General features: G+C 65.7%; 23 protein-coding genes. 15 read left to right on the top strand and 8 right to left on the bottom strand.

The annotated features are described in order from the left end of the window. The first annotated feature begins 24 nt into the window (after window positions 1-24). Genes bamA through fabZ form a run of 3 tightly spaced genes read left to right on the top strand, consistent with a single transcriptional unit; the run spans window position 25 to window position 3,781 of the window. Window positions 25-2,664: an outer membrane protein assembly factor BamA gene (gene bamA / locus FYJ91_RS02850; RefSeq protein ID WP_149521309.1), complete on the top strand. Its 2,640-nt coding sequence runs from the start codon at window positions 25-27 to the stop codon at window positions 2,662-2,664. Continuing rightward, complete coding sequence (locus tag FYJ91_RS02845; protein WP_149520756.1) at window positions 2,664-3,287, top strand: OmpH family outer membrane protein; 624 nt, start codon at window positions 2,664-2,666, stop codon at window positions 3,285-3,287. Before bamA ends, FYJ91_RS02845 begins: the two co-directional genes overlap by 1 nt. A gap of 5 nt (window positions 3,288-3,292) precedes the next feature. After that, window positions 3,293-3,781, top strand: a complete 489-nt coding sequence (fabZ, locus tag FYJ91_RS02840; protein ID WP_149520755.1) for a 3-hydroxyacyl-ACP dehydratase FabZ — start codon at window positions 3,293-3,295, stop codon at window positions 3,779-3,781. 38 nt (window positions 3,782-3,819) lie between these two features. Here fabZ and FYJ91_RS02835 read toward each other — a convergent pair whose 3' ends face one another. The 3 genes from FYJ91_RS02835 to FYJ91_RS02825 are packed head-to-tail and all read right to left on the bottom strand — an operon-like array spanning window position 3,820 to window position 6,153. Further along, window positions 3,820-4,548 carry a metallophosphoesterase family protein gene (locus tag FYJ91_RS02835; protein WP_149520754.1) on the bottom strand — a complete coding sequence of 243 codons (729 nt, stop codon included), beginning with the start codon at window positions 4,546-4,548 and terminating at the stop codon, window positions 3,820-3,822. A 37-nt stretch (window positions 4,549-4,585) separates the two neighbouring features. After that, window positions 4,586-5,041 carry a Holliday junction resolvase RuvX gene (ruvX, locus tag FYJ91_RS02830; RefSeq protein WP_149520753.1) on the bottom strand — a complete coding sequence of 152 codons (456 nt, stop codon included), beginning with the start codon at window positions 5,039-5,041 and terminating at the stop codon, window positions 4,586-4,588. Next, complete coding sequence (locus tag FYJ91_RS02825; RefSeq protein WP_149520752.1) at window positions 5,038-6,153, bottom strand: DUF3089 domain-containing protein; 1,116 nt, start codon at window positions 6,151-6,153, stop codon at window positions 5,038-5,040. The genes ruvX and FYJ91_RS02825 overlap by 4 nt, the downstream gene beginning before the upstream one ends. A gap of 101 nt (window positions 6,154-6,254) precedes the next feature. On the opposite strand from FYJ91_RS02825, the gene gatC reads away from it, so the two are divergent. From gatC to FYJ91_RS02795, 6 genes are all read left to right on the top strand, one after another. Further along, a complete protein-coding gene (gene gatC / locus FYJ91_RS02820; RefSeq protein WP_149520751.1) occupies window positions 6,255-6,542 on the top strand; it encodes an Asp-tRNA(Asn)/Glu-tRNA(Gln) amidotransferase subunit GatC in 288 nt (95 codons plus the stop codon). After that, window positions 6,542-8,032: an Asp-tRNA(Asn)/Glu-tRNA(Gln) amidotransferase subunit GatA gene (gatA, locus tag FYJ91_RS02815; RefSeq protein ID WP_149520750.1), complete on the top strand. Its 1,491-nt coding sequence runs from the start codon at window positions 6,542-6,544 to the stop codon at window positions 8,030-8,032. The genes gatC and gatA overlap by 1 nt, the downstream gene beginning before the upstream one ends. A 36-nt stretch (window positions 8,033-8,068) precedes the next feature. Beyond that, a complete protein-coding gene (locus FYJ91_RS02810; protein ID WP_149520749.1) occupies window positions 8,069-8,341 on the top strand; it encodes an AbrB/MazE/SpoVT family DNA-binding domain-containing protein in 273 nt (90 codons plus the stop codon). Beyond that, window positions 8,338-8,751, top strand: coding sequence for a type II toxin-antitoxin system VapC family toxin (locus tag FYJ91_RS02805; protein ID WP_149520748.1), 414 nt, complete (start codon window positions 8,338-8,340; stop codon window positions 8,749-8,751). Before FYJ91_RS02810 ends, FYJ91_RS02805 begins: the two co-directional genes overlap by 4 nt. Next, window positions 8,744-10,243 (top strand): Asp-tRNA(Asn)/Glu-tRNA(Gln) amidotransferase subunit GatB, encoded by a 1,500-nt coding sequence (gene gatB / locus FYJ91_RS02800; RefSeq protein ID WP_149520747.1) that lies wholly within the window; start codon window positions 8,744-8,746, stop codon window positions 10,241-10,243. Before FYJ91_RS02805 ends, gatB begins: the two co-directional genes overlap by 8 nt. 127 nt (window positions 10,244-10,370) lie before the next feature. Beyond that, entirely contained in the window at window positions 10,371-13,499 is a 3,129-nt protein-coding gene (locus FYJ91_RS02795; protein WP_149520746.1) for a hypothetical protein, read from the top strand. Here the strand turns inward: FYJ91_RS02795 and FYJ91_RS02790 are convergent. Continuing rightward, window positions 13,496-14,905: an ArnT family glycosyltransferase gene (locus FYJ91_RS02790; RefSeq protein WP_181008316.1), complete on the bottom strand. Its 1,410-nt coding sequence runs from the start codon at window positions 14,903-14,905 to the stop codon at window positions 13,496-13,498. The two genes, FYJ91_RS02795 and FYJ91_RS02790, sit on opposite strands and share 4 nt — an antisense overlap. A gap of 101 nt (window positions 14,906-15,006) precedes the next feature. Here FYJ91_RS02790 and FYJ91_RS02785 point away from each other — a divergent pair, with 101 nt between their 5' ends. The 4 genes from FYJ91_RS02785 to FYJ91_RS02770 are packed head-to-tail and all read left to right on the top strand — an operon-like array spanning window position 15,007 to window position 19,028. After that, window positions 15,007-15,447 carry an iron-sulfur cluster assembly scaffold protein gene (locus FYJ91_RS02785; RefSeq protein WP_181008315.1) on the top strand — a complete coding sequence of 147 codons (441 nt, stop codon included), beginning with the start codon at window positions 15,007-15,009 and terminating at the stop codon, window positions 15,445-15,447. Then, entirely contained in the window at window positions 15,444-17,255 is a 1,812-nt protein-coding gene (locus tag FYJ91_RS02780) for a cation:proton antiporter domain-containing protein (RefSeq protein WP_149520743.1), read from the top strand. The genes FYJ91_RS02785 and FYJ91_RS02780 overlap by 4 nt, the downstream gene beginning before the upstream one ends. Continuing rightward, a complete protein-coding gene (locus FYJ91_RS02775) occupies window positions 17,230-17,586 on the top strand; it encodes a DUF423 domain-containing protein (RefSeq protein WP_149520742.1) in 357 nt (118 codons plus the stop codon). Before FYJ91_RS02780 ends, FYJ91_RS02775 begins: the two co-directional genes overlap by 26 nt. After that, complete coding sequence (locus FYJ91_RS02770; protein WP_149520741.1) at window positions 17,586-19,028, top strand: amidohydrolase family protein; 1,443 nt, start codon at window positions 17,586-17,588, stop codon at window positions 19,026-19,028. Before FYJ91_RS02775 ends, FYJ91_RS02770 begins: the two co-directional genes overlap by 1 nt. A 126-nt stretch (window positions 19,029-19,154) precedes the next feature. Here FYJ91_RS02770 and FYJ91_RS02760 read toward each other — a convergent pair whose 3' ends face one another. Continuing rightward, a complete protein-coding gene (locus FYJ91_RS02760; RefSeq protein ID WP_149520740.1) occupies window positions 19,155-20,339 on the bottom strand; it encodes a serine hydrolase domain-containing protein in 1,185 nt (394 codons plus the stop codon). Between the two features lie 26 nt (window positions 20,340-20,365). On the opposite strand from FYJ91_RS02760, the gene FYJ91_RS02755 reads away from it, so the two are divergent. Together FYJ91_RS02755 and FYJ91_RS02750 are read left to right on the top strand one after the other, a co-directional pair. Beyond that, entirely contained in the window at window positions 20,366-21,460 is a 1,095-nt protein-coding gene (locus tag FYJ91_RS02755) for an MBL fold metallo-hydrolase (protein WP_149520739.1), read from the top strand. A gap of 84 nt (window positions 21,461-21,544) precedes the next feature. Next, window positions 21,545-21,727 carry a hypothetical protein gene (locus tag FYJ91_RS02750; RefSeq protein WP_149520738.1) on the top strand — a complete coding sequence of 61 codons (183 nt, stop codon included), beginning with the start codon at window positions 21,545-21,547 and terminating at the stop codon, window positions 21,725-21,727. Here FYJ91_RS02750 and FYJ91_RS02745 read toward each other — a convergent pair. From FYJ91_RS02745 to FYJ91_RS02735, 3 genes are all read right to left on the bottom strand, one after another. Then, complete coding sequence (locus tag FYJ91_RS02745; protein WP_149520737.1) at window positions 21,712-23,004, bottom strand: MFS transporter; 1,293 nt, start codon at window positions 23,002-23,004, stop codon at window positions 21,712-21,714. The genes FYJ91_RS02750 and FYJ91_RS02745 overlap by 16 nt on opposite strands. A gap of 116 nt (window positions 23,005-23,120) precedes the next feature. Then, window positions 23,121-23,957, bottom strand: a complete 837-nt coding sequence (locus FYJ91_RS02740; protein ID WP_149520736.1) for an arylamine N-acetyltransferase family protein — start codon at window positions 23,955-23,957, stop codon at window positions 23,121-23,123. Continuing rightward, a complete protein-coding gene (locus FYJ91_RS02735) occupies window positions 23,948-24,406 on the bottom strand; it encodes a DUF3617 domain-containing protein (protein WP_149520735.1) in 459 nt (152 codons plus the stop codon). The genes FYJ91_RS02740 and FYJ91_RS02735 overlap by 10 nt, the downstream gene beginning before the upstream one ends. Window positions 24,407-24,482 lie beyond the last annotated feature (76 nt).

Raw genomic sequence — 24,482 nt, 5'->3', positions numbered from 1 at the left:
AGCGGGGACGGCGTGACGGCATCGATGGCGATCATCCAGGGCAAGCGCATGCTGCCGGCACTTCTGGTCGGTACGGTCCTGGGAGGATTGCCCGCTCCGCTGCTCGCTCAGCGATCGGGCGCGGTGCCCGTGCCGCCTCCGGCGGCGCGTGTCTCGTCCGTGCCGACGGGCGCGGCCGCGATCCGCGGCACGATCAAGCAGGTCAACGTCTCGGGATCGCAGCGTCTGGAGGCGGATACGGTCCGCTCCTATGTGAAGCTGCGCGCGGGCGACGAATATTCGGCCGAAATGCTCGATCAGGCGCTGAAGGATCTCTACGCGACCGAGCTGTTCGCCGACGTCCAGGTCCGCGACGACAATGGCGTCATCACGCTTCAGGTGCGCGAGAACCCGGTCATCAACCGCGTCGTTCTGGAAGGTAACAAGCGGCTCAAGTCCGAGAAGATCAATCCCGAGATCAAGCTCGCTCCGCGCCAGATCTTCACGCGCTCCAAGGTGCGCGCCGACGTCAACCGCATCATCGAGCTTTATCGCCGCCAGGGCCGCTTCGCTGCGACCGTCGAGCCGAAGATGGTCAATCTCGATCAGAACCGCGTCGACATCATCTTCGAGATCCACGAAGGCGACAAGTCGAAGGTCCGCAAGATCAACATCATCGGGAACGAGAAGTTCTCCGACGGCCGCCTGCGCGGCGAGATGGCGACCAAGCAGAGCGGCATCACCAAGATCTTCTCGTCGGGCACCAGCTACGATCCGGATCGTCTGGCCTACGATCAGCAGAAGATGCGCCAATACTACCTGACGAACGGCTATGCCGACTTCCGGGTCGTGTCCGCGATCGCCGAGCTGACGCCGGACAAGAAGGACTTCATCATCACCTACGTGGTGGAGGAAGGCGAGCGCTACAAGTTCGGCGACGTCGATCTCACCAGCGACATCCGCGACATCAAGGCCGCGGATTTCAAGTATATGCTGCCGATGAAGAAGGGCGACTGGTACAACGCCAAGATGGTCGAAGACACGGTCGACGCCATCACCGAGGCGACCGGCTTGTTCGGCTTCACCCCCGATGTCAGCCCCGATTTCCAGCGCGACAAAGAAGAGCGGACGATGACCGTCACGTTCAAGATCGCGGATTCGGCGCGCGTCTATGTCGAGCGGGTCGACATCAACGGCAATACGCACACCAAGGACAAGGTGATCCGTCGCGAATTCCGTCTGTCGGAAGGCGATGCGTTCAACAGCTTCAAGGTGAAGCGCTCGCGCGATCGCATCCAGTCGCTCGGCTTCTTCCAGGACAAGTTCGAGGTCGAGCAGAAGCCCGGTTCGACGCCCGATCGCATCGTCCTCGAAGCCAATGTCGAAGAAAAGTCGACCGGCGAGCTTCAGGTGTCGGCCGGCTATTCGAGCCTTGAAAAGTTCATCGTCGATCTGTCGATCCGCGAACGCAACTTCATGGGCAAGGGGCAGGAGGTGCGCGCCAGCGTCTCCTATTCGACCTATTCGAAGTCGGTCGAGCTGGGCTTCACCGAACCCTATCTGTTCGATCGCAACATCGCGGTCGGCGTCGACGTGTTCCGGCGCGACTACAATTCGTTCAACTTCTCGGGCAACAGTCGCCAGACGACCTACGAACAATCGACGACCGGTTTCCAGCTGCGCGCCGGCGTGCCGCTGACCGAATTCATCACGCTCGCGATGCGCTATGGCCTCAGCTATGACGAAGTGTCGCTCGACCAGTCGACCTTCTTCACCAACGGTCGATGCGATCCGCTGCTCGCGGGCCGCTATCTCTGCGACGCGATCGGCAATCGCCTGATCTCGTCGGTCGGCTACAGCCTCGTCTATGACACGCTCAACAACCGCGTCCGCCCGACGCGCGGCCATCGCGTCGTGTTCGGTCAGGATTTTGCCGGGCTCGGCGGCGACGTGCGCTACATCCGCACCACGTTCAACGCGGCGAAATATTGGGGCCTGGGTTCGGGCTTCGTCTTCTCGACCTCGCTCGAAGGCGGCTATATCAAGGGCCTCGGCCAGTCGATCCGCCTCACCGATCGCTTCTATCTGGGCAATCCCGACCTTCGCGGCTTCGGCATTCGCGGCGTCGGCCCGCGCGTCCGCCGCTTCCCGTACGACGTCAGCAACCCCAACGCGCCGGTCCTGCTGACCGATCGCCAGAGCTACACCGACGACGCGCTGGGCGGCACGGCTTACTATAAGGCCCGTGCCGAGCTGGAAATCCCGCTGGGCAACGGCGCGCGCGAACTCGGCCTGCGTCCGTCGATCTTCCTTGATGCCGGCGCTGTGTTCGGCATCAAGGATCCGGTCACGACCGATGGTTGTAACAGCGGTGGAAACACGCCCACCAATTGCAACCCGATCACGCGCCAGCTTTCCGACAACAACGGCAACTTGCTCTATTATACCGACAATACGTTGAGCCAGCTGACGACAAACAATACTGGTATCCCCTATACCTCGACGCTGCCGGTCTTTAAGGAGCAGTTCTTCGGCGATTCTGCTAAGCCGCGCGTCGCAGTCGGTGTCGGGGTAAACTGGAACTCGCCGTTCGGTCCGTTCCGTATCGATGTCGCCAAGGCTCTGCTGAAGGAGCCGGGCGATCGTGCCAAACTCTTCACGTTCAACGTAGGGACACAGTTCTGATGATTTCCAAGCTGAAGATCGCGGCACTTGCCGCCGGCGCCGCGCTCGCCTCGGTTTCCGCGCCCGCGCTGGCGCAGTTCGACGCGAGCCAGGGCACCGCGGTGATCAACCTCGATGCCGCCATCGTGCAGTCGAACGCCTTCAAGGCGGCCGAAGGCCAGATCAAGACGACCTACGGGGCGCAGATCACCCAGGTCCAGACCCGTCAGACCGCTCTCCAGACCGAGCTGACCCCGCTGCGCACCGAGATCGAGAACCTCCAGAAGAACCCGGCGACGCCGAAGGCCACCCTGGATGCCAAGATCGCGGCCTTCCAGACCAAGGCGCAGAGCGCGCAGACCGAACTGCAGCGCCTTGCCGCGCCGTTCGCCCGCGCCGAAGCTTATGCCAAGGAGCAGATCACCGCGAAGCTCGAGCCCGCCGTTCGCGCCGCGATGACCGCGAAGAAGGTCTCGGTCGCGCTGCAGCCCGAATCGGTCGTGCTCGCCACCCCGGCCGGCGATCTGACCCCCGACGTCGTGACCCAGCTCAACGCGCTGGTGCCCAGCGTTTCGATCACGCCGCCGGCCAACTGGCAGCCCGGTCAGGCCCAGCAGGCGCAGGGCGCCCCGGCGGGCCGCTGATCCTGATGACGGACGAAGTGGCAGGCATTGCAGGCGAGGGGGCCATCGGTCCCCTCGACATCCGGCGGGTGATGGCGGCGATTCCGCATCGCTATCCGATGTTGCTGGTCGATCGGGTCGAGACGCTGGTGCGCAATGAGCGCATCTCGGCGATCAAGGCCGTCACGATCAACGAACCCTTCTTCGCCGGCCACTTCCCCGGTCGCCCGATCATGCCGGGCGTGCTGATCGTCGAGGCGCTCGCGCAGGCCGCGGGCGTGCTCGCGGTCGAATCGCTCGGCCTCGCGGGCACGGGCAAGCTCGTCTATTTCATGTCGATCGACGAGGTGAAGTTTCGCATCCCCGTCGAGCCCGGCGTTCTGCTCCGCCTTGAAGCCGCGTTTGTCCAGAAGCGCGCGAGCGTCTGCAAGTTCGAGGGCAAGGCCTATCTCGGCGACAAGCTCGCCGCCCAGGCCAATTTCACCGCGATGATTGCCGACCCGCCGAAGGATTGAGCCTGTTCGTCACCGGCCTCCGCCGGGGCGGCGGATGTTCAAGCCATGGCCCGCACGCGCACGGTCAGCTGACCGTCCTCCACGCACAGTTCGTTGAACGACGGCGGGCTGGCCCGAACCCGCTCCGATAAGGTGCCTGCACCGACCATCCGGATCGACCCGATCGTCGCGCGCCATTCGACGTCGAACGGGTCGTGGGCATGGCCGCTCAGTACGGCCTCGGCGCCCGCTTCGACCAGCGCGTCGAGCGCCTCACTGCCACCACGCGTGCGTGCCTTGGACTCGAGTTCCTCCCGATCCACCAGCGGATGGTGGCACGCGACGACACCGACGGCGCCCGCGGGCTTGCGACGCAGGCACGCAATCGCGTTCGCCAGTCGCCGTTCGGAAACCCAGCCCTTGGACCAGTTTCGCAGCTGAAACCGCTTCGTCGTCTTGAGCGGCACCAGCCAGATCGACGCGAGATCGAGTGGGCGTTCGATCTTCGCTTCGAGCTTCCGGAAATGCTTGTAGGGTCGGAATAGCCGCTTGAACGGATTGTAGAGCGGCAGATCGTGATTTCCGGGCTCTACCGTTACCGGCACGTCCAGCGCGGAGAGATAGGCGCTTGCTGCCTCGAATTCCTGCTTCTTCGCGCGCATGGTCAAATCGCCGGTGACGATCACCGCATCGGGCCGCTCGCTGCGAACCTGCTGCGCGAACCAGTCGATCGCGTCGCGGTCCTCACGGCCGAAGTGCAGATCGCTGACATGAAACAGCCGCGTCATCTCTTGGAAACCCGGAAGAACCGCGCGGGTTCCTAATTCAGATCAGTGAATCGATTGCGCCCTGCAGAATGTAGGCCGCCGCAAGCTTGTCGACCAGTTCGGCGCGGCGCGCGCGGCTGGCATCGGCTTCCAGGAGGGTGCGGGTGACGGCGGCGGTCGACCAGCGCTCATCCCACAGCAGGATCGGCAGACCGAGCGCATCGATGTTGCGCGCGAATTGGCGCACCGATTGCGTGCGCGTGCTGTCTGTGCCGTCGAGATTGAGGGGCAGGCCGACGACGATCCCCTTCACCGATTGCGCCGCGACGATCGCGCGCAGCTTCGCCGCGTCGACGCTGAACTTGGTGCGCAGGATCGTCTCCGCCGGGCTCGCGATTGTCCAGCCGGCGTCGCACAAAGCGATCCCGATCGTCTTGGTGCCGACGTCGAGACCCACGAGCCGTCCGCGATCGGGCAGGCTCTGCCGGAAATCCAGGTTGGAGGACAGGATCATCGCGCGAGGAACGTCGTGGTCCGCGCCGCCGCATCGGCCCGGATATTGGCCCAGAACAAGGCGTAATCGAACACGTGATAGTTGTTACCGGGCATGATGTAGCTGCCATAGCCTTCGGGCGGCGCCCCGATCAGCAGCGCGCCATTGGCATCGCAACGCGCGCCGACCCCCATATTCGCGAAGGTGAAGCTCGTGACCGCCTTGTCGGGGATCAGCGAGCCGCGATTGGCGGCGGGCAAAGCGGGTGCGGTGCCCTGCGTGCCCGTCAGCGGATTGACGCACAGCATTTGCGTCCCCTTGCGCGGCTGGCCGGTATAGCCCTTCGCGCTTTCGAAGATCGCGCGGATCTGGTGCTGGTCCGCAGGTTCGGCATAGCTCTGCCAGGTGATCAGGCAGTTCGCCTCGCCCGGCTTCGCGCAGGCGGGAAGGCCGAGTGCGGGGACGTCCGCTTCGACCGAAATCGGCCAGCCGACCAGATAGGCCGCGACGATCCGCTTCGCGATCGGCTTGTCCGCCATCTTCGCGTGCATCAGCCGCATCAGATGAACGCTGCCCTGGCTGTGCGCCGCGAGCAGGATGGGACGATCGGCGGGGATCTGCGCCAGAAAGGCGTCGAACGCGCGGACCACGTCGCCATAAGCAAGGTCGAACGCCTTCTGCGCATCGGGCTTGTCGGTCAGGAAGGCGCCCAGGGTAGCGAGGCGGTATCGCGGCGCCCACACCTCACCCACATTGTTGAACGCGCTGGCCTCGCTCTGCGTGAACAGAGTCAGAAGCTTGCGCGAATCCGCATCATCGAGCGGCGCGTTCCAATGGGCCCTGCCATAATAGGTCGTCGGCGGAACGTAGAACACCGCGACCGGCCGATCCTTCGGCAGTTGCGCGCCCTTGGGCAGCCAGCGCGACGGATCGTCCTTCAGGTCGGGCCGCGCGATCCACGCTTCGGGCTTCGTATAATCGGGCGCGGTGGATGCCGCCGGCGCCTCGAATGGCGAACCGGGCACGAAGGCCATCCGCATCATCGGCTCCTGAAACAGGCTCCACGCGATCCCGAAAGCGAGGACCAGCGTGATGATGCCGGCGATGACGTAGAGGAAGGGGCGGGCGAGCAAGGGGATCTCCGACAGGCGAATTGCGCCCCGCTCTAGCTTTACCGGGCCTTCACGGCCAGAGCGCGCTTGAAGCGCCGCCGCGCCGATGCTAGCCGCCGATCATGTCCGTAGATGCAGCAACCGTCCGCAAGATCGCGAGCCTTGCCCGCATCGCCATGACCGAAGGCGATGTCGAGGCGATGGTGCCCGAACTCAACAATATCATCGGCTGGATCGAGCAGCTGGGTGAGGTCGACACCGCCGGCATCGAGCCGATGGCGTCGGTGATCCCCGGCCACCAGCGCCTGCGCGCCGATGTCGTCACCGACGGCAACGTCCGCGACAAGGTTCTGGCCAATGCGCCACAGGCCGAACATGGCTTCTTCGCCGTGCCGAAGGTAATTGAATAGTGACCGCTACACATATCACCGACCTCGGCATCGCCGGGATCCGCGACGGCTTTCGCGCCGGTACTTTCTCCGCGCGTGAAGTGGCCGATGCCTTCAACGCGGCGGTCGCAGGCGCCGACGCGCTCAACGCCTTCATCGTCAAGACGCCCGATCATGCGGTCGCGGCCGCCGACGCCGCCGACAAGGCGCGCGCGGACGGGGCCGAACTCGGCGCGCTCGCGGGTGTGCCGCTGGGCATCAAGGATCTGTTCTGCACCGAAGGCTATCAGACCACGGCAGCCAGCGGGATGCTGGGCGGCTTCGTGCCGACCTATGAATCGACCGTCACCGCCAAGCTGTTCGGTGCGGGCGCGGGCATGCTCGGCAAGCTCAACCTCGATCAGTTCGCGATGGGTTCGTCGAACGAGACGAGCGCCTTCGGCAACGTGATCTCGCCCTGGCGACGCAACGATGGCGGCAATGCGCCGCTCGCCCCTGGCGGTTCGTCGGGCGGTTCGTCGGCGGTGGTCGCGGCGCGGATCGCACCGGGCGCGACGGGCACCGACACGGGCGGTTCGATCCGCCAGCCGGCGGCCTTCACCGGCATTTCGGGCATCAAGCCGACCTATGGCCGGTGCTCGCGCTGGGGCACGGTCGCCTTCGCCTCTTCGCTCGATCAGGCGGGCGCGATGGCGCGCGACGTGCGCGACTGCGCGATCATGCTCGAAGCGATGTCGGGTTATGATGCCAAGGATTCGACTTCGGTCGATGTCTCGGTGCCCCGGTGGGAAGCGGGCCTTTCCGCCGATCTCAAGGGCAAGAAGGTCGGCATCCCCAAGGAATATCGCGTCGACGGCATGCCCGCCGACATCGAGGCGCTCTGGCAGCAGGGCATCGCGTGGATGAAGGATGCGGGGGCCGAGATCGTCGAAGTCTCGCTGCCGCATACCAAGTACGCGCTGCCGACCTATTATATCATCGCGCCGGCCGAGGCTTCGTCGAACCTCGCGCGCTATGACGGCGTCCGCTACGGCCTGCGCGATCTGCCCGATGGGGCCAACCTGCAGGACATGTACGCCGCCACCCGCGCCGCCGGCTTCGGCGCCGAGGTGAAGCGTCGTATCATGATCGGCACCTATGTCCTCTCGGCGGGCTTCTACGACGCTTATTACACCAAGGCGCAGAAAGTCCGCGCGCTGATCGCGCGCGATTTCGAACAAGCCTGGGAAAAGTGCGACGTCCTCCTGACGCCCACCGCCCCCTCGGCCGCCTTCGCGCTGGGCGAGAAATCGGCCGATCCGCTGGCGATGTACCTGAACGACGTCTTCACGGTGCCGTCGAGCCTCGCTGGCTTGCCGGCCATGTCGGTGCCGGGCGGCCTCGATCCGCAGGGGCTGCCGTTGGGCCTCCAGATCATCGGCAAGCCGTTCGACGAACAGGGCGTCCTCAACGCCAGCCTCGCGATCGAACAGCGCGCCGGCTTTACGGCCCGTCCGGGGAAGTGGTGGTGATGGACGGTATTACCGATAAGTGGTAATACTTTCCTCATGAGCAAGCAGAGCAACCTCACGATAAAGGGGCAGGTCACAATCCCCAAGGATGTGCGCGATGCGCTTGGGCTCAGGCCCGGCGAACCGGTCGAGTTCGATTGGAACGCCGCGGGTGAGGCGGTCATCCGCAAAGGGCGTGAGCGCAGCGCAGCCGAGCGCCGCGTGGCCGAGGGGCTCGCAGCACTGGAAGCCATTCGTGGGCGCCACCGTACCGGCCGCCCGATCGAGGATATCATGCGCGATCTCAGGGGCGATGACCCGCTCCCATGATCATGTTCGATACCAATGTTCTCATCGATATTTTCGAAGGGGACGGCGCATGGAGCGAATGGTCGCGCGAACAATATATCGAGGCTCGCTCGCAGGATGCCGCGACGATCAACCATGTCGTGCTGGCTGAGCTGGCCGCGTCGGTCGAACGGCGTGAGCAACTGGAGCAGAGCTTGAAGACGCTGGGTTTCAACGTGGCAGCGATCGACAGCAAGGCCGCATTGCGTGCGGGCGCCGCTTTCGGCGAATATCGTAAGCGCGGCGGGGATCGCACGACTATGATCGCGGACTTCCTGATCGCCGCGCACGCCGTTGCGCTGAATGCCGCACTCGTGACACGAGACAAACGGCGCATTGCATCCTATTTCCCCGAACTCACCCTCATCACTCCCGAGACCGAACATGGCTGACGCATACACCTCCACCTATACGATCGAAGGGGCGACCGGCCCTTGGGAAGTGGTGATCGGGCTCGAAGTGCATGCCCAGATCGTCTCCAACGCGAAGCTGTTCTCGGGCGCGGCGACCGCGTTCGGGGCGGAGCCGAACACGCAGGTCAGCCTGGTCGATGCGGCGATGCCCGGCATGCTGCCGGTGCTGAACGAGGAATGCGTGCGGCAGGCGGTGCGCACCGGCATGGCGATCAAGGCGCAGATCAACAAATGGTCGCGTTTCGATCGCAAGAACTACTTCTACGCCGATCTGCCGCAGGGCTATCAGATCAGCCAGCTCTATCACCCGATCGTGGGTGAGGGCGCGATCGACATCGAGACGGACGAGGGCGGCATCAAGACCGTCGGCGTCGAGCGCATCCATATCGAGCAGGATGCGGGCAAGCTGATGCACGATCAGCACCCGACCAGCTCCTATGTCGATCTCAACCGCTCGGGCGTCGCGCTGATGGAAATCGTGTCGCGTCCCGACATGTCGTCGCCGGCCGAGGCGGGCGCCTATCTGCGCAAGTTGCGCGCGATCTTGCGCTATGTCGGCTCGTGCGACGGCAATATGGAGGAAGGCTCCATGCGTGCCGACGTCAACGTGTCGGTGCGCAAGAAGGGCGATCCCTTCGGCACCCGCACCGAGACGAAGAACGTCAACTCGGTTCGCTTCGTGATGGCGGTGATCGAGGGTGAGGCGCGTCGCCAGATCGACGTGATCGAGGATGGCGGCACCATCGTCCAGGAAACCCGCCTGTACGATCCCAATCGCAACGAGACGCGGTCGATGCGGTCGAAGGAAGATGCGCATGATTATCGCTACTTTCCCGATCCGGACCTGCTGCCGCTTGAACTGAGCGACGAATTCCTGGCCGAGTGCGCGGCGAGCCTGCCCGAATTGCCCGACGCCAAGATCGCGCGCTATCGTGAGGTGTTGGGGGTGTCTGCGGGGAATACCGAAGTCATCACCGCCGACGTCGCCAACACCCGCTGGTTCGAAGCATTGCTGCGTGAAGCCGCGGCGAAGCAGGGCAAGTCGGAGGCCGATGTCGCCAAGGCCGCGTCCAACTGGCTGGTGTCCGATCTGTTCGGCGGCCTCAACCGCGTCGGCAAGTCGATCGAGGACAGCCCGATCTCGGTCGCGCAGGGTGCCGAACTGATCGCGCTGATCGCCGATGGGACACTGTCGGGTTCGCTTTCCAAGCAGGTGTTCGAAATCATGCTCGAAACCGGCGATGATCCCGCGAAGATCGTCGAGGAGAAGGGCCTGAAGCAGACCAGCGACACCGGCGCGATCGAAGCGGTGATCGCCGAGGTCATGGCCGCGAACGAGGACAAGGTCGCCGATTATCGCGGCGGCAAGGACAAACTGTTCGGTTTCTTCGTCGGCCAGACGATGAAGGCGATGGGCGGCAAGGCCAATCCGGGCGTCGTCAACGATCTGCTCAAGAAGGCGCTGGGCTGAAGCGCATGCTGTCGCCTCTGTCCTCGTCATTGCGAGGAGCCGGAGGCGACGAAGCAGTCCATTCCGAACGGCGGATTGGATTGCTTCGCTACGCTCGCAATGACGAGTGGAGGAGGATGTAGCGGCGATGATCTACGGCGATCCCGGCAGCATCATCTCTCTCGGCCTCCAGCCGCGCAGCGAGGGTCCGTTCCGTCTTTCGGTGCCCGATGGCCTGAACCTCGTCCGCGTCGGACGGGTCGACCGGGTCCAGCGCCGCGCCGCGACGTGGCGTTTCGATGGGGATGGCGGTCGCTTCGCAAGCGAGGGTGATGCCTTTACCGCACCGATCCCGCTGGGCGTGCGGAACGGCACCGGCCCGATCACGGGCGGGCTGATGACCCTGCGGCGCGAGGCGTTCCTTCAAACCGCGCCGCTCGGCCTCTCTTTCGACGACGATCCCGCCGCTCGCGGCACGCCGTTGCGGATGCGACTGTCGTTCGCGGGCGTCGTGCCGCTCGATGCGGGGCCGCCGCTCCTCGACATCTTCGCCTGGGGCAAGGGCCGCTTCTCGCTCTATGCGAGCGGAGAGCGCGGCCGGCTGTCCTGCAACATCGAGGGTAAGGGCGGCTCGAACAACTTTTCCAGCACCATCGGCCGCAACGGCACGACCGAGCAATTGCTCGAAGTCGAATGGACCGACATCGTCGGTACGCCGGGCGGCACGCTCGCCTTCTTCATCGACGGCAAGCCGGCCGGCGGCCCCTTCGCGACCAATATCAAGCCGCACCTCCCGCCCGAGGTGGAGATCGAGACCAACGCCTCGCTCGGCAATACGCGCGACAGCGCCGCCATTCGGGTGCGGCGGATCGGGATCAGCTTCGACCACAAGGTTGCCGATCCGGACTATCGCGCGGTCGCACCCGGCTTTCTCCTGTCCGATGCCGACCTCGCGGCGCTCGCGGTCGATGCGCGGCGGGTGACCGCGCCGCAACCGCCGCGCACGATCGGCTTTGCCGGGCTCGACGGGCAGGTGACGACGATCGACGTCACGATTGGCCCGCTCGTGGTGCCAGCCGGGCAGGCCTATAAGGCTGTGCTGGTCGACTGGTCGTCGGGGCAGGGGGCGCCGCACCCGAACGAACTGGTGATGACGCGGATCGCCGCGCAGAATTGCCAGTTCGAAGATGCTTTGCTTGGCGCACGGCAGGCGCCGTGGATCGAATGCCTGCCGCGGGGTCCGGTCCCCAATATCGCGGGCATCGATTATCGGTGCGAGGCGATACGCTGCGGCGACTATGTCCAATTCCAGTTCGGTTACGATTGGGATGCCGCGACCATGCCGGCCAATCCGTTCGGCGATCCCACCGGCAAGCATAGCTATATGATCCCGCACACATGGCTGGTGCAGGATGCGGAAGGGCGGACGATCGCGACGATCGCGCGGCCCGATGGTGGCCCGCTCAACGGCACCGATATCCCGCGCATGTTCGAAGGGCCGTTCGACGGGCGCGGCTGCGCGAAGACGGACAAGACGCACCGTTGGTATCCGCACGGCACGGTGCGGGCGGGGATCATCTGGCGCTCGGCCGATCCGCCGGCGCATGCGCAGGGCGATGTGCGCGCGATGGTGCCGCTCTACGATCAGTCGGTCCCCTTCGGCAGCCATTGCGACTTTTCGGTCAACGGCTTCGATCTGCGCATCTTCGCGGGCGGATCGGGCAATGACGGACAGGCGAACGGCTTCGCCAATTGTCGGGTGATGAGCTGGGAGCCGAGCGACTATCCGTCGATGCAGAGCGAAGGCGGGCGCACCCGCGATCCCTATCGCGCCTCGCTTTATTCATCCAATTCGCTCGCCGCCAATGCCGCCGTCTGGCTGCGCTATACCCCGTTCAACGTGCAGGGCCGTTCCCCGACGACGGGACCGGGCGGCACCCGCGACGATCGGCAGATCATCGCCGAACCGGTCGCCCGCTATGCCAGCGACCCGGCCGCCACCCGCGCGCATGACGGGCGGCCATGGCGCGCGATCGCGCTCGATTATCTGACCGGCTATGCCAGCGATCCGGTCCACGCCTTCGAACGCGGGCGCAACGTGCCAGTGTTCAAGGGCAATCCGAACCGCACCGTCACCCTGCGCAATCACTATTACGGGCAGGGCAATATGGGCCTTCCCGCGTCGCAGGCCTGGTATGCGCAGGGCGGCCGCCTGAGCGATTGGCAGACGGGGACCAGTCCGTTGCGCGTCGCGGTCCCATATGCGGGCGATGCGCCGGATGCGCCTTATTTCGGCGGCTCGCAGATCGACAAGTCGCACGCGCACCAGTTCCCCGGCTGGGGAAGCCTGTTGTTCCGCACCCCCGAATTCGCCTTTCTCGGCACGCGTTTCTGGGATCAGAACCGGCTCTACAGCAACGATATTCTGACGATCGGCCAATGGTCGTCGCGCGACGGCGCCTGGGCCTTCATGCACGCGGCGCTCGCGTGGAAGACGGGGAGCGCCAGTTCGACCCGTCTCTACAGCCGCTCGGAAATTCTGGCCTTTGTCGCCGCCGATTTCGAGCGTTTCCATGACGAACATTACGCAACAACCCCCGGATTCGCGCATCCGCCTACAAACATCCTGATCGACGGACGGTTCGACGGGCTGAAGGCGATCTATGCCGCCGCCGCGCTTTTCGGGCCGGTCACGGCGGATAATGGCGATCGGCTGATCCAGCTCGATTTCCAGCTCGGCTACTGGCTGACGGCATTGGGTGCGGCGGAGAAGATGGGCTTCAACGATGCGCTGCGGGCGTGCGGACCCAAGGTGCGCACGGTGATCGACTGGCTGATCGCCGCGCATCGCCGCCGCGTGGTCGGGCGGATCAACGGCGCCCCGCACATCCTGCACGCCGACGCCACGCCCTATCTGACGCCTTTGTGGACGCGCGAGATGATCATGGCGGCTGGCGGCGATGTCGCGCAACTGCCGCAGGACTATGCCGCGATGCAGGCGGCCTTCGGCGCGAGCGAACGCTGGGATGTCTTCACGCACGAAGGGCGCGAAGCTTCGCGCGACGGGCAGGCGATGGACCAGTTGATCGCCGCTCCCGCGACGTTGCGCTATCTGCTGCGCCAGTCCGGCGATGATATCGACCGCGCGATGGCGACCACCGCCGGCTGGCGTCGCGAGAAGATCGCTGCGGAACTCAGGAAGGGTGAGGATGCCGGCAGCGGCTGGTTCCTCTACCTTCAGGCGACGAACAACCCGCCGACGGCGGCGCAGTCCTAGCGGATCGTCCGTACCTCGGCCGCATCGCCCGGCGCCGACAGCCGCTTCCGTGCGCCACCGGGCAGCGCGCCTTCCAGTCCGATCGCGCGGAATAACGCCCCGATTACGGTCGATGGTGGCGCGATCGGCGTGGCGGCCTCGCCTGGCGCACCGTCGCACGGTCCGCAGACGTAGAGCGAACCCGCTGCAGGTGCGCCGATCTTCACGTTGCGGACGCCTGCGAAGCGAAGCGGAAGGGCTGCGCGATCATAGGTCGCCTTGTCGGTGAAGATGGTCCGCTTCGGGTTCGCTTGCGCAGTTATAACCAGCATCTCGCTCGCCCAATGCGGATGACGATTGGCGAGCGACAGGGCCGCGAAATTGGTGGCCACCAGCACCATAAGCAACACCGCGCGCAGCACCGGCCGCAACTTCACCAGCCATAGCGCCACCACGATCGTCGCGGTCACTGCCGCCAGGACGAAATAGCGCGGGTTGAGGACCAGTTCGTGCACCAGCGCGCCGACGACGAAAAACGCCGCCACCGCCATCGCCGCCAGGATCAGTAGCCGCGCCTTAGCGCGCTCGCGCAAACCCGCCCACGGCCGCGCGATTACGGCGGGGATCAGCAGCCAGAACAGCAAGGCGAAATCGTCATTGATCAGCAGGACGAGCAGCGGGTCGATCGCCGGGTGGAGCAGGAAATTGCCCTCGGCATTGGCGGCGCGGTCCATCTTGTCGTCATGGTTGATCGCAAGGCCATAGCGGTGGAGCGGATCGCCCGTCACCGCCCACTGGAACAGCGCCTCGGCCCCCTGCACCGCGAAGAAGCCGACCCCCGCGGCGATCAGCGCGCACCGCCCGACCGGCCGTCCGATCAGGAAGATCGGCACCAGCCCGACCAGCGGCAGGATCGCCGTCTCGCGGCTCAGGAAGGCAAGGCCGAAGCAGAGTCCCGCCGCAAAACCCTTGCGCTGATCGTCGCGCCCGACGGGGAGCAGCGCGATCCCGCCGAGCATGAAGACCAGTTCGGGCATGTCGCAGTTGACGATCGATGCGAAGGTCGCCAGCACCGGCATCGTGCCGGTCAGCATCACGGCGATCCACCCCGCGCTCGCGCCGCCGATCCGCTTCGCCGTCAGTCCCACTGCCGCCAGCAAAGCCGCGCACCAGCCCAGCGACATGGCGTGGAAGGCCGCGAAGCCCTTTCCAAAGATCGCGATCGCCGCCGCGAAGCTCAATTCGACCGGAAAACGCGTCGTCCAGTGATCCACCCCGGAATAAGGTGGGCTATCGACCCACTTCACCGCGCCGAAATAATAGAGGCCGTCGTCCGATGCGATGAAGCCTACCCAGCCTAGCCACAAGGCGATCGCCACCACGATCACGGTCGGCACCGCCCAGCGCCAGCTTTGGTCGTTCTGCATCGTCACCCCCAAAGCTTTCGTAAGCGGAATCCCGATACAGGCAAATCCCATCCCACCGATGAGGAAACGAACCTCTCGCAACCGTCGCCTTTCCCCCCTAAATGGCTCGCATGTCGGCCGATCTTTACAACCCCACGATCCTGCGGCTGGCGGCGACCATCCCGCACCATTCCCGCCTCCCCGATCCGCAGGGGAGTGCCGCGAAGCGTTCGCCCATCTGCGGCAGCCGGGTGACGGTCGACGTTCGCCTCGACGGGGATGGCCGGGTCGCCGAACTCGGCCTCGAGGTGCGCGCCTGCGCGCTCGGCCAGGCATCGGCGTCGTTGATGGGCGCCCATGCGATCGGGCGCAGTCTTGCCGAACTCGAAGCCGCGTGCGACGCGCTCACCGCTTTCCTCGCCGGGGAGCGGGCCGATCCGGGCGACTGGCCAGGCATCGATATCTTCCGGCCCGCCGTCGCCTATCCCGCGCGCCATGCGTCGATCCGCCTCGCCTTCGAAGGTGTCGTCGAAGCGGTTGGCGCTGCGCGGGTCGCGGCATGAACGAAGCGCATCAGGCGGGCTTCCTGCTGAAAGACGGCGTGCTGCTGCTCGGCATGGCGATCGTCTTCGTCCTGCTGTTCCGCCGGCTCGGTCTGGGCGCCACGCTCGGTTATCTCGTCGCGGGGGCGCTGATCGGGCCGCACGGCTTCGGTCTGATCGGCGATGCCGAGGCGAAGCTGGGCATCGCCGAACTCGGTATCGTGTTGTTGCTGTTCCTCGTCGGGCTGGAGCTTCATCCCAATCGGCTCTGGCGATTGCGGCGCGACATCTTCGGGCTCGGCCTGGTTCAGGTCGCCCTGTGCGGAGCCGCGATCAGCGCGGTCATCTTCCTGACGACGGGCTTCAGTTGGGCCGCGGCGCTCGCGCTCGGACTGCCGCTGGCGCTGTCGTCGACCGCGCAGGTGCTGCCGATGCTGCAATCGGCGGGCCGGCTCAACACACCGTCGGGGGAGCGCGCCTTTTCGGTCCTGCTGTTTCAGGATCTGTCGCTGGTCCCTTTGATCACGATCACCGCAGCTTTATCTCGCACGCCGCCGGCGCCCGGCACGCCGCCGGGATGGCTGCTGGGTCTCTATACCGTCGGCGCGATCATCGGCCTCGTCTTGATGGGCCGGTTCATCATGAACCCGCTGTTCAAGATCATCGGGCGGCTGGGCGAGCGCGAGTTGTTCGTCGCCGCCGGCCTGTTCGCAGTGGTCGCGGCGGCGGCCCTGATGGAGGCGCTGCACCTGTCGGCCGCGCTCGGCGCCTTCATCGCGGGCGTGATGCTGGCGGACTCGCCCTATCGGCATGAGCTGGAGGCCGATGTCGAGCCCTTCCGCACGATCCTGCTCGGGCTGTTCTTCATCGCGGTGGGCATGCTGCTCGATCTCCACGTCATCGCCGAACGCCCGCTGTTCGTGATCGCGATGGCATTGGCGGTGGTGGTGACCAAGGCGGTCGTGATGTTCGGCATCGCGCGCGTTTTCGGCGTTGCGTGGCGCTCCGCGCTGTCGTTCGCGCTGCTGCTCAGCCAGGGGGGCGAGTTCGCCTTCGTCCTCTTCGCGCAGGCGCAGAATGCGCTGCTGATCGCGCCCGAGGCCGCCAGCCTGTTCAGCGCGATCGTCACCCTGTCGATGGTCACCACGCCGATCCTGATGATGGTGGCGCAACGCTTCCTCAATCCGGGCGTGAAGGCCGAGGAGGATCGCCCCGGTCCCGACGGCAGCGAGACGGGCGATGCGATCGTCGTCGGCTATGGCCGCTTCGGGCAGACGGTGGCGCAGATGCTGATGGCGTCGGGCGCGCCGGTGACCCTGATCGACAACAAGGCGTCGCAGATTGACATATCGGGCAGCTTCGGTGTGAAGGTCATGTACGGCGACGGCACCCGCGTCGATCTGCTGCGGCTGGCGGGCGCGCAGGATGCCCGCGCGATCATCTTTTGCATTGATGGTGCGGGGCTGGGCAAGAAACAGCTCCAGCCGATCCTCAACGCTTTTCCCAAGGCCGCGATTCTGGTGCGCACGTTCGACCGGCGGCACATGATGGAACTCGCCCGCCTCGACGTGACCGGCATGGTGCGCGAATTGTTCGAAAGCGCGGTGCTGCTGGGGCGTGAGGCGCTGGAGGCGGTCGGCGTCAGCGATCGCAACATCGACACGGTCGAGGCCGAATATCGCCGGCGAGATGGTTCGCGGCTCGAGGCGCAGATGGCGTCGGGCGATATCGCGGCGCTGCGCGAACAGATGTTCACGCGCGAACGCCCGCTCGATCTGAGCAAAAGGGATGAAGGGGATGACGATGGCGAACCGAAGCGGGAAGGGTGATTCCCTCGCCGCGTTGCTGGCGGTGGCCGGCGCGGTGGCAGTGATCGGCGGGGCCTATGGCTCGCACGGCGCGACGGGCACAGCGGCGGAGTGGCTCAAGACGGGCGCCATCTACCTGATGATCCACGCGGTGGCCGGACTCGTCGCCATCCAGGCGGGTCGGCGTGGGCCGGCAGGGCTGTTCCTGCTCGGCGGCGCGGTTTTTTCGGGCACGCTCTTCGCAATGGCGTTCGGCGCGCCGCGCATGCTGGGCGCGGTCACGCCGCTGGGCGGCCTAGCGATGATCCTCGGCTGGGTGTGGCTCGCGATCGCAATGCTGCGGAGGCGGTGATGCGCAGGATTCTCGTCCTCGCCAGCGCGCTGCTGCTGACCTCTCCCGCGCTCGCCGCAAAGTCGGCGGCGGATCTTTCGATCCGCGCCGTCACTGTGATCGACGTCGAACATGGCCGTCGCATTCCGGGGCAGACCGTTGTGATCGCAGGCGACCGGATCGTCGCGACCGGCCCCGACGCCGCGATGGCAAAGGCGTGGGCACCCACGCGCGCCATCGACGGCAAGGGTCGCTTCCTGATCCCCGGCCTGTGGGACATGCACGTCCACTTCGGTGGTGGGCCGGATCTGATCGAAGAGAACAAGGCGCTCCTCCCGCTCTACCTCGCCAACGGCATCACCACGATCCGCGATTGTTCGGGCGATCTGCCCGAACAGGTGCTCGCGTGGCGCGGTGAGATTTCGAACGGCACCCTGTTCGGCCCGCGCTTGCTCTCATCTGGCGCGAAGATCGAAGGGCTCAAGCCGGTCTGGAAGGGCACGGTCGAGGTCGGCAGCAAGGCTGACGTCGATGCCGCGATCACGCGCCTTCAGGATCGGGACAAGGTCGATTTCATCAAGATCACCGACAGCACGCTCGACCCGCAGCTGTTCCTCTACGCGGTGGGTCAGGCGCATGCGAAGGGCATCCGCACGTCGGGTCATATCCCGATGGCGTTGACGGTCCGGCAGGCGGTCGACGCCGGGATCAGCTCGATCGAACATATCGACTATGCGTACAAGGCGGGCGTGAAGGACGAGGCGGCGGTCGCGGCCGACTTCGCCGCGGGGAAGATCGATCGCGCGGAGGCGAACCGCCGCATCGACGCCGGCTTCGATCGCGCGACCGCGATGGCGGCCTATCGCGATTTCGCGGCGAAGGGGGTATTCGTCACGCCCACGCTCAACGGCAGCCGCATCCTTGCGTGGCTCGATAGCGAAGATCATTCGAAGGACGACTATCTTCGTCTTGTCGGGCCGAAGCTGCGCAAGACCTATGACTGGCGCATCCAGCGCGCCGCGCAGGCCGATGCCGCCGCGATTGCCGATCGCCACGCGCATTTCGATCGCATGGCGGCGATCCTGCCGATGCTGGCACAGGCCGGCGTCACGATCATCGCCGGCACCGATGCAGGCTTCCTCAACTCGTTCAACTATCCGGGGCAGGGGCTGCACGACGAACTCACCCTGTTCGTGAAGGAGGGGCTGACCGCGCAGCAGGCTCTGTCATCGGCCACCCGCGCGGGGCCGGCCTGGTTCGGACAGCTCGATCGCTACGGCGCGGTGGCGCAGGGCAAGGCTGCCGATCTCGTTCTGCTCGATGCCGATCCGCTGAAGAATATCGATGCGACCCGCACGATCCGCGCCGTCGTGATGCGCGGCAAGCTGTACGATCGCGCCGCGCTCGACGCGATGCTGGCCGAAACGCGCGCCAAGGTCGCGGCGTGGGATGCTGGCCAATGAAAATCCTCCCCGGCACGGGGAGGGGGACCATGCAGAGCATGGTGGAGGGGGCTCGAGGCAAAGCGGGTCGCTTGTGGCAAACCCCCTCCGTCGCCTTCGGCGCCACCTCCCCGTGCCGGGGAGGATCTATTTGCCCGTCGCCATCCGTTCCTCGGCGGCCGTGAAGGCCGAATGCGCCCCCGGCGGCGCATCGTCGGGGATGGCGGTGACGAAATAGGCGACCCCGGTCTGCGCCGCGCGGTCGATCCACAGTCCGGATCGTAGCCCATATGCCTCGCCCGCATGGCCGACGCGCGGCACGCCGTCGCCGAACACATCTTCGCGGCAGCCGTCGCGTTGCGTCGCGAGCGTCTGGCTGGCGAGGCCGTAGCGGCAGATCGTGCCGGGGGTGCTCTCCCCCGTGATCCCATTGGTGCCGTTATAGGTCCACAACGGAGCGAACAGCGCGTCGACCGACGTCTTGGCCAGGATGCGCTTGCGCCCGAACCGACCGTCGTTGAGCAGCATCTGCCCGATCTTCGCAAGGTCGCGCATCGAGATGCGCAGGCCGCCCTGCGGCGAGAAGCTTGCCCCGTTCCAGCCCGCGCGCCAGTGGCTCAGGTCGCAATCGCCGTCGGCGGCGGGGACGATCGTGCAGGCGGGGCGCTGGCCGTGATCGTCGTCGCGCACGGGCTTGCCGCCTGCGTCGTAGAGGACAACCGCGTGGCCGATCGTCGCATCGTCGCAGCTCGCCCAGTTGTAGCACCCCTTCAGCCCCATCGGATCGAGCACGAGCCGCTTCATCAGCCGGTCGAACCGCTCCCCGGTCGCCGCCTCCATCACCGATGCGACGACGGGGAAGTTAAGGTTGGTGTAGCGGAAGAAGCTGCCCGGCCTGTGTGCGCCATCCCACACCTTCGGATCGGCGAGTTGCCCGCGCACCGTGCGATCGAAGGGCAGCACATAGCCCGCCGCATCGGTCAGCGACGATTGGTGCGACAGCAGCAGGCGCAGCGTGATCGGCGTGTCGTGGAAGGCGGGATTGCGAAGCGGCCAGCCGAGCTTGTTCGACACGTCCTCGTCAAGATCGAGCGTGCCCGTCTCGACCAGCCGCAGCACCCCGATCGCCACCACCAGCTTGGATATCGACGCGATCCGCACGGGATCGTCGGCGGTCACCGCGCGTCGGGTGGTGCGGTCGGCCAGCCCCTCGGCCGAATGCGTGCCCAGCGCGGTTGCGGTAAACGGCTGGCGAACCGCCGCTGGAACAACAGGCTGCGCCTGCGCGTCAGAGGCGATGAGAGCGGCAAGAGCGATCAGGATGCGGCGCATGGCGCGCATCATGCGGAGGAAGTGGGATGGGCGCAACGCGATCGAAATGGGTGCGTCGCGTGGTCGTCATTCTCGCGATCCTGATCGCGCTCGGCGTCGCCGCCCGCTTCGCGCTGCCGCCTCTGCTCGACCGGACCTATTATAGCGGCCCCGTCAGCGACCATTATGACGGGCAGCGTTTCTTCAATCCGGAGGGCGAGTTCGGCAGCGGCGGATCGCAGAAGGTGATGACGCCCGCTCGGATCTGGCGCGCGATCACCGGCGCGCCCGGCCCCGGCTGGCCCAAGTCCGCGCCGGTTCGCCAGACGAGGCCCCCCGCGCGCGTTGCGGGCGATGGCCTGCGTGTCACCTGGATCGGCCATGCGACCGTGTTGATCCAGACGCAGGGGCTCAACATCCTGACCGATCCGGTCTGGGCCGATCGCGTCGGGCCACTCGGCATCACCGGCCCGGTCCGCGTCCGCGCGCCGGGGGTGAAGCTCGCCGATCTGCCGCGCATCGACTTGATCCTCGTCAGCCACAACCATTATGATCACATGGATCTCGGCACGCTGGAAACATTGTGGCGTCGCGATCGACCACGGATCGTCACCAGTCTCGGCAACGATACATTGCTCAACGATCGCGGCATCGCGGCGGTCGCGCGCGACTGGGGCGGACGCGTGCCGGTGAAGCCGGGTGTGAGCGTGGTGGTCGATCGCGTCCATCACTGGGGTTCGCGCTGGGGATCGGATCGCAACCGCGCCTTGTGGAGCGGCTTCACGATCATTCTGCCTGGCGGCAACATCTTCTTCGCGGGCGATACCGGCTGGGGCGACGGCGCGTGGGTGCGGCAGGCGGCGAAGCATGGCCCCTATCGCCTCGCGATCCTCCCGATCGGCGCATATCATCCGCGCGACGTGTTCAGCGGTAACCACATCGATCCCCAGCAGTCGACGACGGTCTTTCAAACGCTCGGCGCGCGGCAGGCGCTGGGCATCCACTGGGGCACGTTCCAGTTGACCGAAGAGGCGATGGACGAACCGCGCGTCGAGCTCGCCCGCACCCTCGCTCAGCGGCAAATCGATCCGTCGCGATTCCGCACCTTCTTACCCGGACAAGGCTGGGATGTTCCGAAATAAGATTCAAAACAGGGCGTTAGCACGGGAACCTGTTACGCTTTCGTGCGATTAATCGGGCGTTCACGTAAAAGGGATGTGACGACGATGCGACTGGCACTGGCGATGGCAGGAGGTCTCGGGCTTGGCGGCGTGATCATGCTCGCGCCTTTGGCGGCGGGCGCGCCCGCTGAAGAACCCGCAATCGAAGCACCTGCGAAGAAGGTTCCCGAGAAGGGCGCGATCCGCATTCACGGCAAGAAATTCAAGCTGGTTTACGCGGTTCGCTGACCCGTCTTGCGGGGCGCCGTCTCCGGCACGAACAATGTGGTCACCAGCGCGATGGCCATGCATCCGGCGACGTACCAGAAGAACGCCGCTTCATAGCCCGCGCTCTTGAAGCCGAGAGCGACCGATTCCGCGGTTCCTCCGAAGAACGCCTGGCTGATCGCATAAGGCAGGCCGACGCCCAGCGCGCGCACATGCGGCGGGAACATCTCCGCCTTGACCACCGCGCTTGTCGCGCTCGATCCCGAGATGACCAGATAGGCCGCGCAGATCAGGAAGAAGGCCGCCGTCCCGCTGCCCGCTGCGCCGATCGCGGTGAACAGGGGCACCGTCGTCAGCACGCCCATCACCCATGTCCACATCAATAGCGGCTTGCGCCCGATCCGGTCGGACAGCGCACCCAGCATCGGCTGGATGACGATGTAGAAGATCAACGCCGCCGAGCAGATCAGCGACGCCTTGTCCTTCGCGAACCCCGCCGACGCGACCAGATATTTCTGCATGTAGGTGGTGAAGGCGTAGAAGCTGACATTGCTGCCGATCGACAGGCCGAACACCAGGGCCACCTGCTTGGGATGTTCGCGGATCAGCGTCAGGAAGCCACCCTTCTTGCGCTCGCCGGTCGATTCCTCGACGAAATCGGGGGTCTCGTCGATCCCGCGCCGCAGCCAGAACACGCTCACCGCCAGCACCGCGCCCGTCGCGAAGGCGAAGCGCCAGCCCCATTCTTCCAACTGCGTCTCCGTCAGGAACACGAACTGCAGCAGCACCAGCAGGCCGAGCGCGAGCAACTGCCCCGCGATCAGGGTCACATATTGGAAGCTCGACCAGAAGCCGCGCTTTTCGGGTGGTGCGATCTCGGTCAGGTAGGTCGCCGCCGTGCCGAACTCACCGCCCAGGCTCAGCCCCTGCGCCATCCGCGCGACGGTCAGCAGGATCGGTGCGGCCACCCCGATGCTCGCATAGGTCGGGCACAATGTGATGATCAGCGATCCGAAGCACATTAGCATGATCGACCAGGTCAGCGCCGCCTTGCGCCCGTATTTGTCGGCGGCCAGGCCCAGCACCCACCCGCCCAGCGGCCGCATCACGAAGCCGATCGCGAAGACGATGCTCGTCGACAATAGTTGCGCGGTCGGATCGTCCTGGGGAAAGAAGCTCTTCGCGAAATAGAGCGAGAAAGCCGAATAGACGTACCAGTCATACCACTCGACCAGATTGCCCAGCGATCCGCCGACGACCGAACGGACGGCGTGGCGGGGTTTGGTCGCTGACGTCATCCGATTTTCCCTTTCGTCATCCCAGCGGAAGCTGGGATCTTATGCGGCTCTTGCCGGAACCTCGTCTCCCCACCAGAGATCCCAGCTTTCGCCGGGATGTCGAGCGGGGAGGGCGGCTATTCAAAAAGCCCCAACCCCATCACCTCGACCTCATCGAGCGCGATCCCGAACACGAAGTTGAGCCGCAACCGATAGGCGGTCGCGCTCTCGATCTCGGCCTCGACATGCTGGTCGCCGTTGCGGCGGGTATAGTGGGCGTCGGTCAGGCTCGCGAAACCCGAGGGGAGGACCAGGCTGACCACCGAAAGCGTCGTGAAGCGCGTGTCGGGGCGGGTCGAGGTCCAATGGTTCGACAGTTCCAGGTCGATGCTAGCCACCGGATCCAGCGTGAAGCTGTATTGCGGCTGCCAGTCTTCGACGAGCGTGCGCCCGTCGGTCAGCGCGGGATGGCCCTTGCGCTCGAGGAACCAGCCATGATCCTCGTGGATCGACAGGCGATAGCGCGAGCCGTCGGGCGCCTCGACCTCGGGCCCCGCGATCAGCGGCATCGGCGGCGAATAGCTGCCGCCGAAACCCGCGTCGGCGATCCATTGCATCCCGTCGATCGTGACGAGGTTGAGCGTGTGCGTCTTGGGCGGAACCCCGTCGGCCATCAGCCACACACGCGCCAGAAGCGGCCGCGCGTCGAAACCCAATGCGGTCAGCGCGCGCAGGAACAGCTGGTTCTGTTCGAAGCAATAGCCGCCGCGCCGCCGGTTCACGAGCTTGTCGAACACATGTTCGGGATCGAGGCTGATCCCGCGCCCCAGCCGCACGTCGAGATTCTCGAACGGGATCGACAGCCGGTGCTGGCGCTGGACGGCGGCCAGCCCTGCCGCATCCGCCTCGGGCAACAGGCCCAGGCCGATCCGCGCGAGATAGGCGTCGATGTCGATGGGGGGGCTTATTTGCATGCGCCGATCCGCTGCCCGCCGCCGGTGGTGATGATCTTCACGGGCTTGCCGTCCTTGGTGCCTGTCGATGTGGTGGCGATCGTATAGCTGCTGGGCGTGTATGTGCCCTTCGATGCGATCATCAGCCCGTCGGGAAAGCGTTTGTTGGTGCAGAAGGTGTCGTAAACGAACTTTCCGCCCTCCATCGCGAACTTGCGCGGCTTGCACACCGCGGCGTCATCCTGCGTCAGCAACGCTTCGGGACGCGCGGCGGCCTGGGGGGCGGTGAAGCAGCTCTTCCGCTTGCTGTTGCCCGCGAACATCTTGACCACCCATTGCGGCACGCCGGGCACCTCGGCGCTGACCATCTCGGTCCAGTGCGACCACTGGCCGGGCGCGAAGCCGTCGGCATGAGCAGCGGCGGGGGCGACCGCTAAGGTGAGCGGGATAAGCATACGGAAGCGGATCATCGGCAACCTCGGGTAAAGCTGCGCGACCCTAGCGCGTGGTGGTGACGGTGCAAGTGCGGGAGGTCACAGACGGCGC

The organism is Sphingomonas montanisoli (assembly GCF_008274695.1).
Classification (GTDB): Bacteria; Pseudomonadota; Alphaproteobacteria; order Sphingomonadales; family Sphingomonadaceae; genus Rhizorhabdus; species Rhizorhabdus montanisoli.
This window is presented reverse-complemented; position numbering and strand designations above follow the sequence as displayed.

Bases quoted from the DNA above. Each gene is read 5' to 3' on its own strand.
- FYJ91_RS02740 (WP_149520736.1), bottom strand. From the start codon at position 23,957: ATGCAAATAAGCCCCCCCATCGACATCGACGCCTATCTCGCGCGGATC.
- gatC (WP_149520751.1), top strand. From the start codon at position 6,255: ATGTCCGTAGATGCAGCAACCGTCCGCAAGATCGCGAGCCTTGCCCGC.
- FYJ91_RS02750 (WP_149520738.1), top strand. From the start codon at position 21,545: ATGCGACTGGCACTGGCGATGGCAGGAGGTCTCGGGCTTGGCGGCGTG.
- FYJ91_RS02735 (WP_149520735.1), bottom strand. From the start codon at position 24,406: ATGATCCGCTTCCGTATGCTTATCCCGCTCACCTTAGCGGTCGCCCCC.
- FYJ91_RS02835 (WP_149520754.1), bottom strand. From the start codon at position 4,548: ATGACGCGGCTGTTTCATGTCAGCGATCTGCACTTCGGCCGTGAGGAC.
- FYJ91_RS02775 (WP_149520742.1), top strand. From the start codon at position 17,230: ATGGCGAACCGAAGCGGGAAGGGTGATTCCCTCGCCGCGTTGCTGGCG.
- gatB (WP_149520747.1), top strand. From the start codon at position 8,744: ATGGCTGACGCATACACCTCCACCTATACGATCGAAGGGGCGACCGGC.
- bamA (WP_149521309.1), top strand. From the start codon at position 25: ATGGCGATCATCCAGGGCAAGCGCATGCTGCCGGCACTTCTGGTCGGT.
- fabZ (WP_149520755.1), top strand. From the start codon at position 3,293: ATGACGGACGAAGTGGCAGGCATTGCAGGCGAGGGGGCCATCGGTCCC.
- FYJ91_RS02810 (WP_149520749.1), top strand. From the start codon at position 8,069: ATGAGCAAGCAGAGCAACCTCACGATAAAGGGGCAGGTCACAATCCCC.
- FYJ91_RS02795 (WP_149520746.1), top strand. From the start codon at position 10,371: ATGATCTACGGCGATCCCGGCAGCATCATCTCTCTCGGCCTCCAGCCG.
- ruvX (WP_149520753.1), bottom strand. From the start codon at position 5,041: ATGATCCTGTCCTCCAACCTGGATTTCCGGCAGAGCCTGCCCGATCGC.
- FYJ91_RS02780 (WP_149520743.1), top strand. From the start codon at position 15,444: ATGAACGAAGCGCATCAGGCGGGCTTCCTGCTGAAAGACGGCGTGCTG.
- FYJ91_RS02770 (WP_149520741.1), top strand. From the start codon at position 17,586: ATGCGCAGGATTCTCGTCCTCGCCAGCGCGCTGCTGCTGACCTCTCCC.
- FYJ91_RS02755 (WP_149520739.1), top strand. From the start codon at position 20,366: ATGGGCGCAACGCGATCGAAATGGGTGCGTCGCGTGGTCGTCATTCTC.
- FYJ91_RS02845 (WP_149520756.1), top strand. From the start codon at position 2,664: ATGATTTCCAAGCTGAAGATCGCGGCACTTGCCGCCGGCGCCGCGCTC.
- FYJ91_RS02745 (WP_149520737.1), bottom strand. From the start codon at position 23,004: ATGACGTCAGCGACCAAACCCCGCCACGCCGTCCGTTCGGTCGTCGGC.
- FYJ91_RS02760 (WP_149520740.1), bottom strand. From the start codon at position 20,339: ATGCGCCGCATCCTGATCGCTCTTGCCGCTCTCATCGCCTCTGACGCG.
- FYJ91_RS02785 (WP_181008315.1), top strand. From the start codon at position 15,007: ATGGCTCGCATGTCGGCCGATCTTTACAACCCCACGATCCTGCGGCTG.
- FYJ91_RS02805 (WP_149520748.1), top strand. From the start codon at position 8,338: ATGATCATGTTCGATACCAATGTTCTCATCGATATTTTCGAAGGGGAC.
- FYJ91_RS02790 (WP_181008316.1), bottom strand. From the start codon at position 14,905: ATGCAGAACGACCAAAGCTGGCGCTGGGCGGTGCCGACCGTGATCGTG.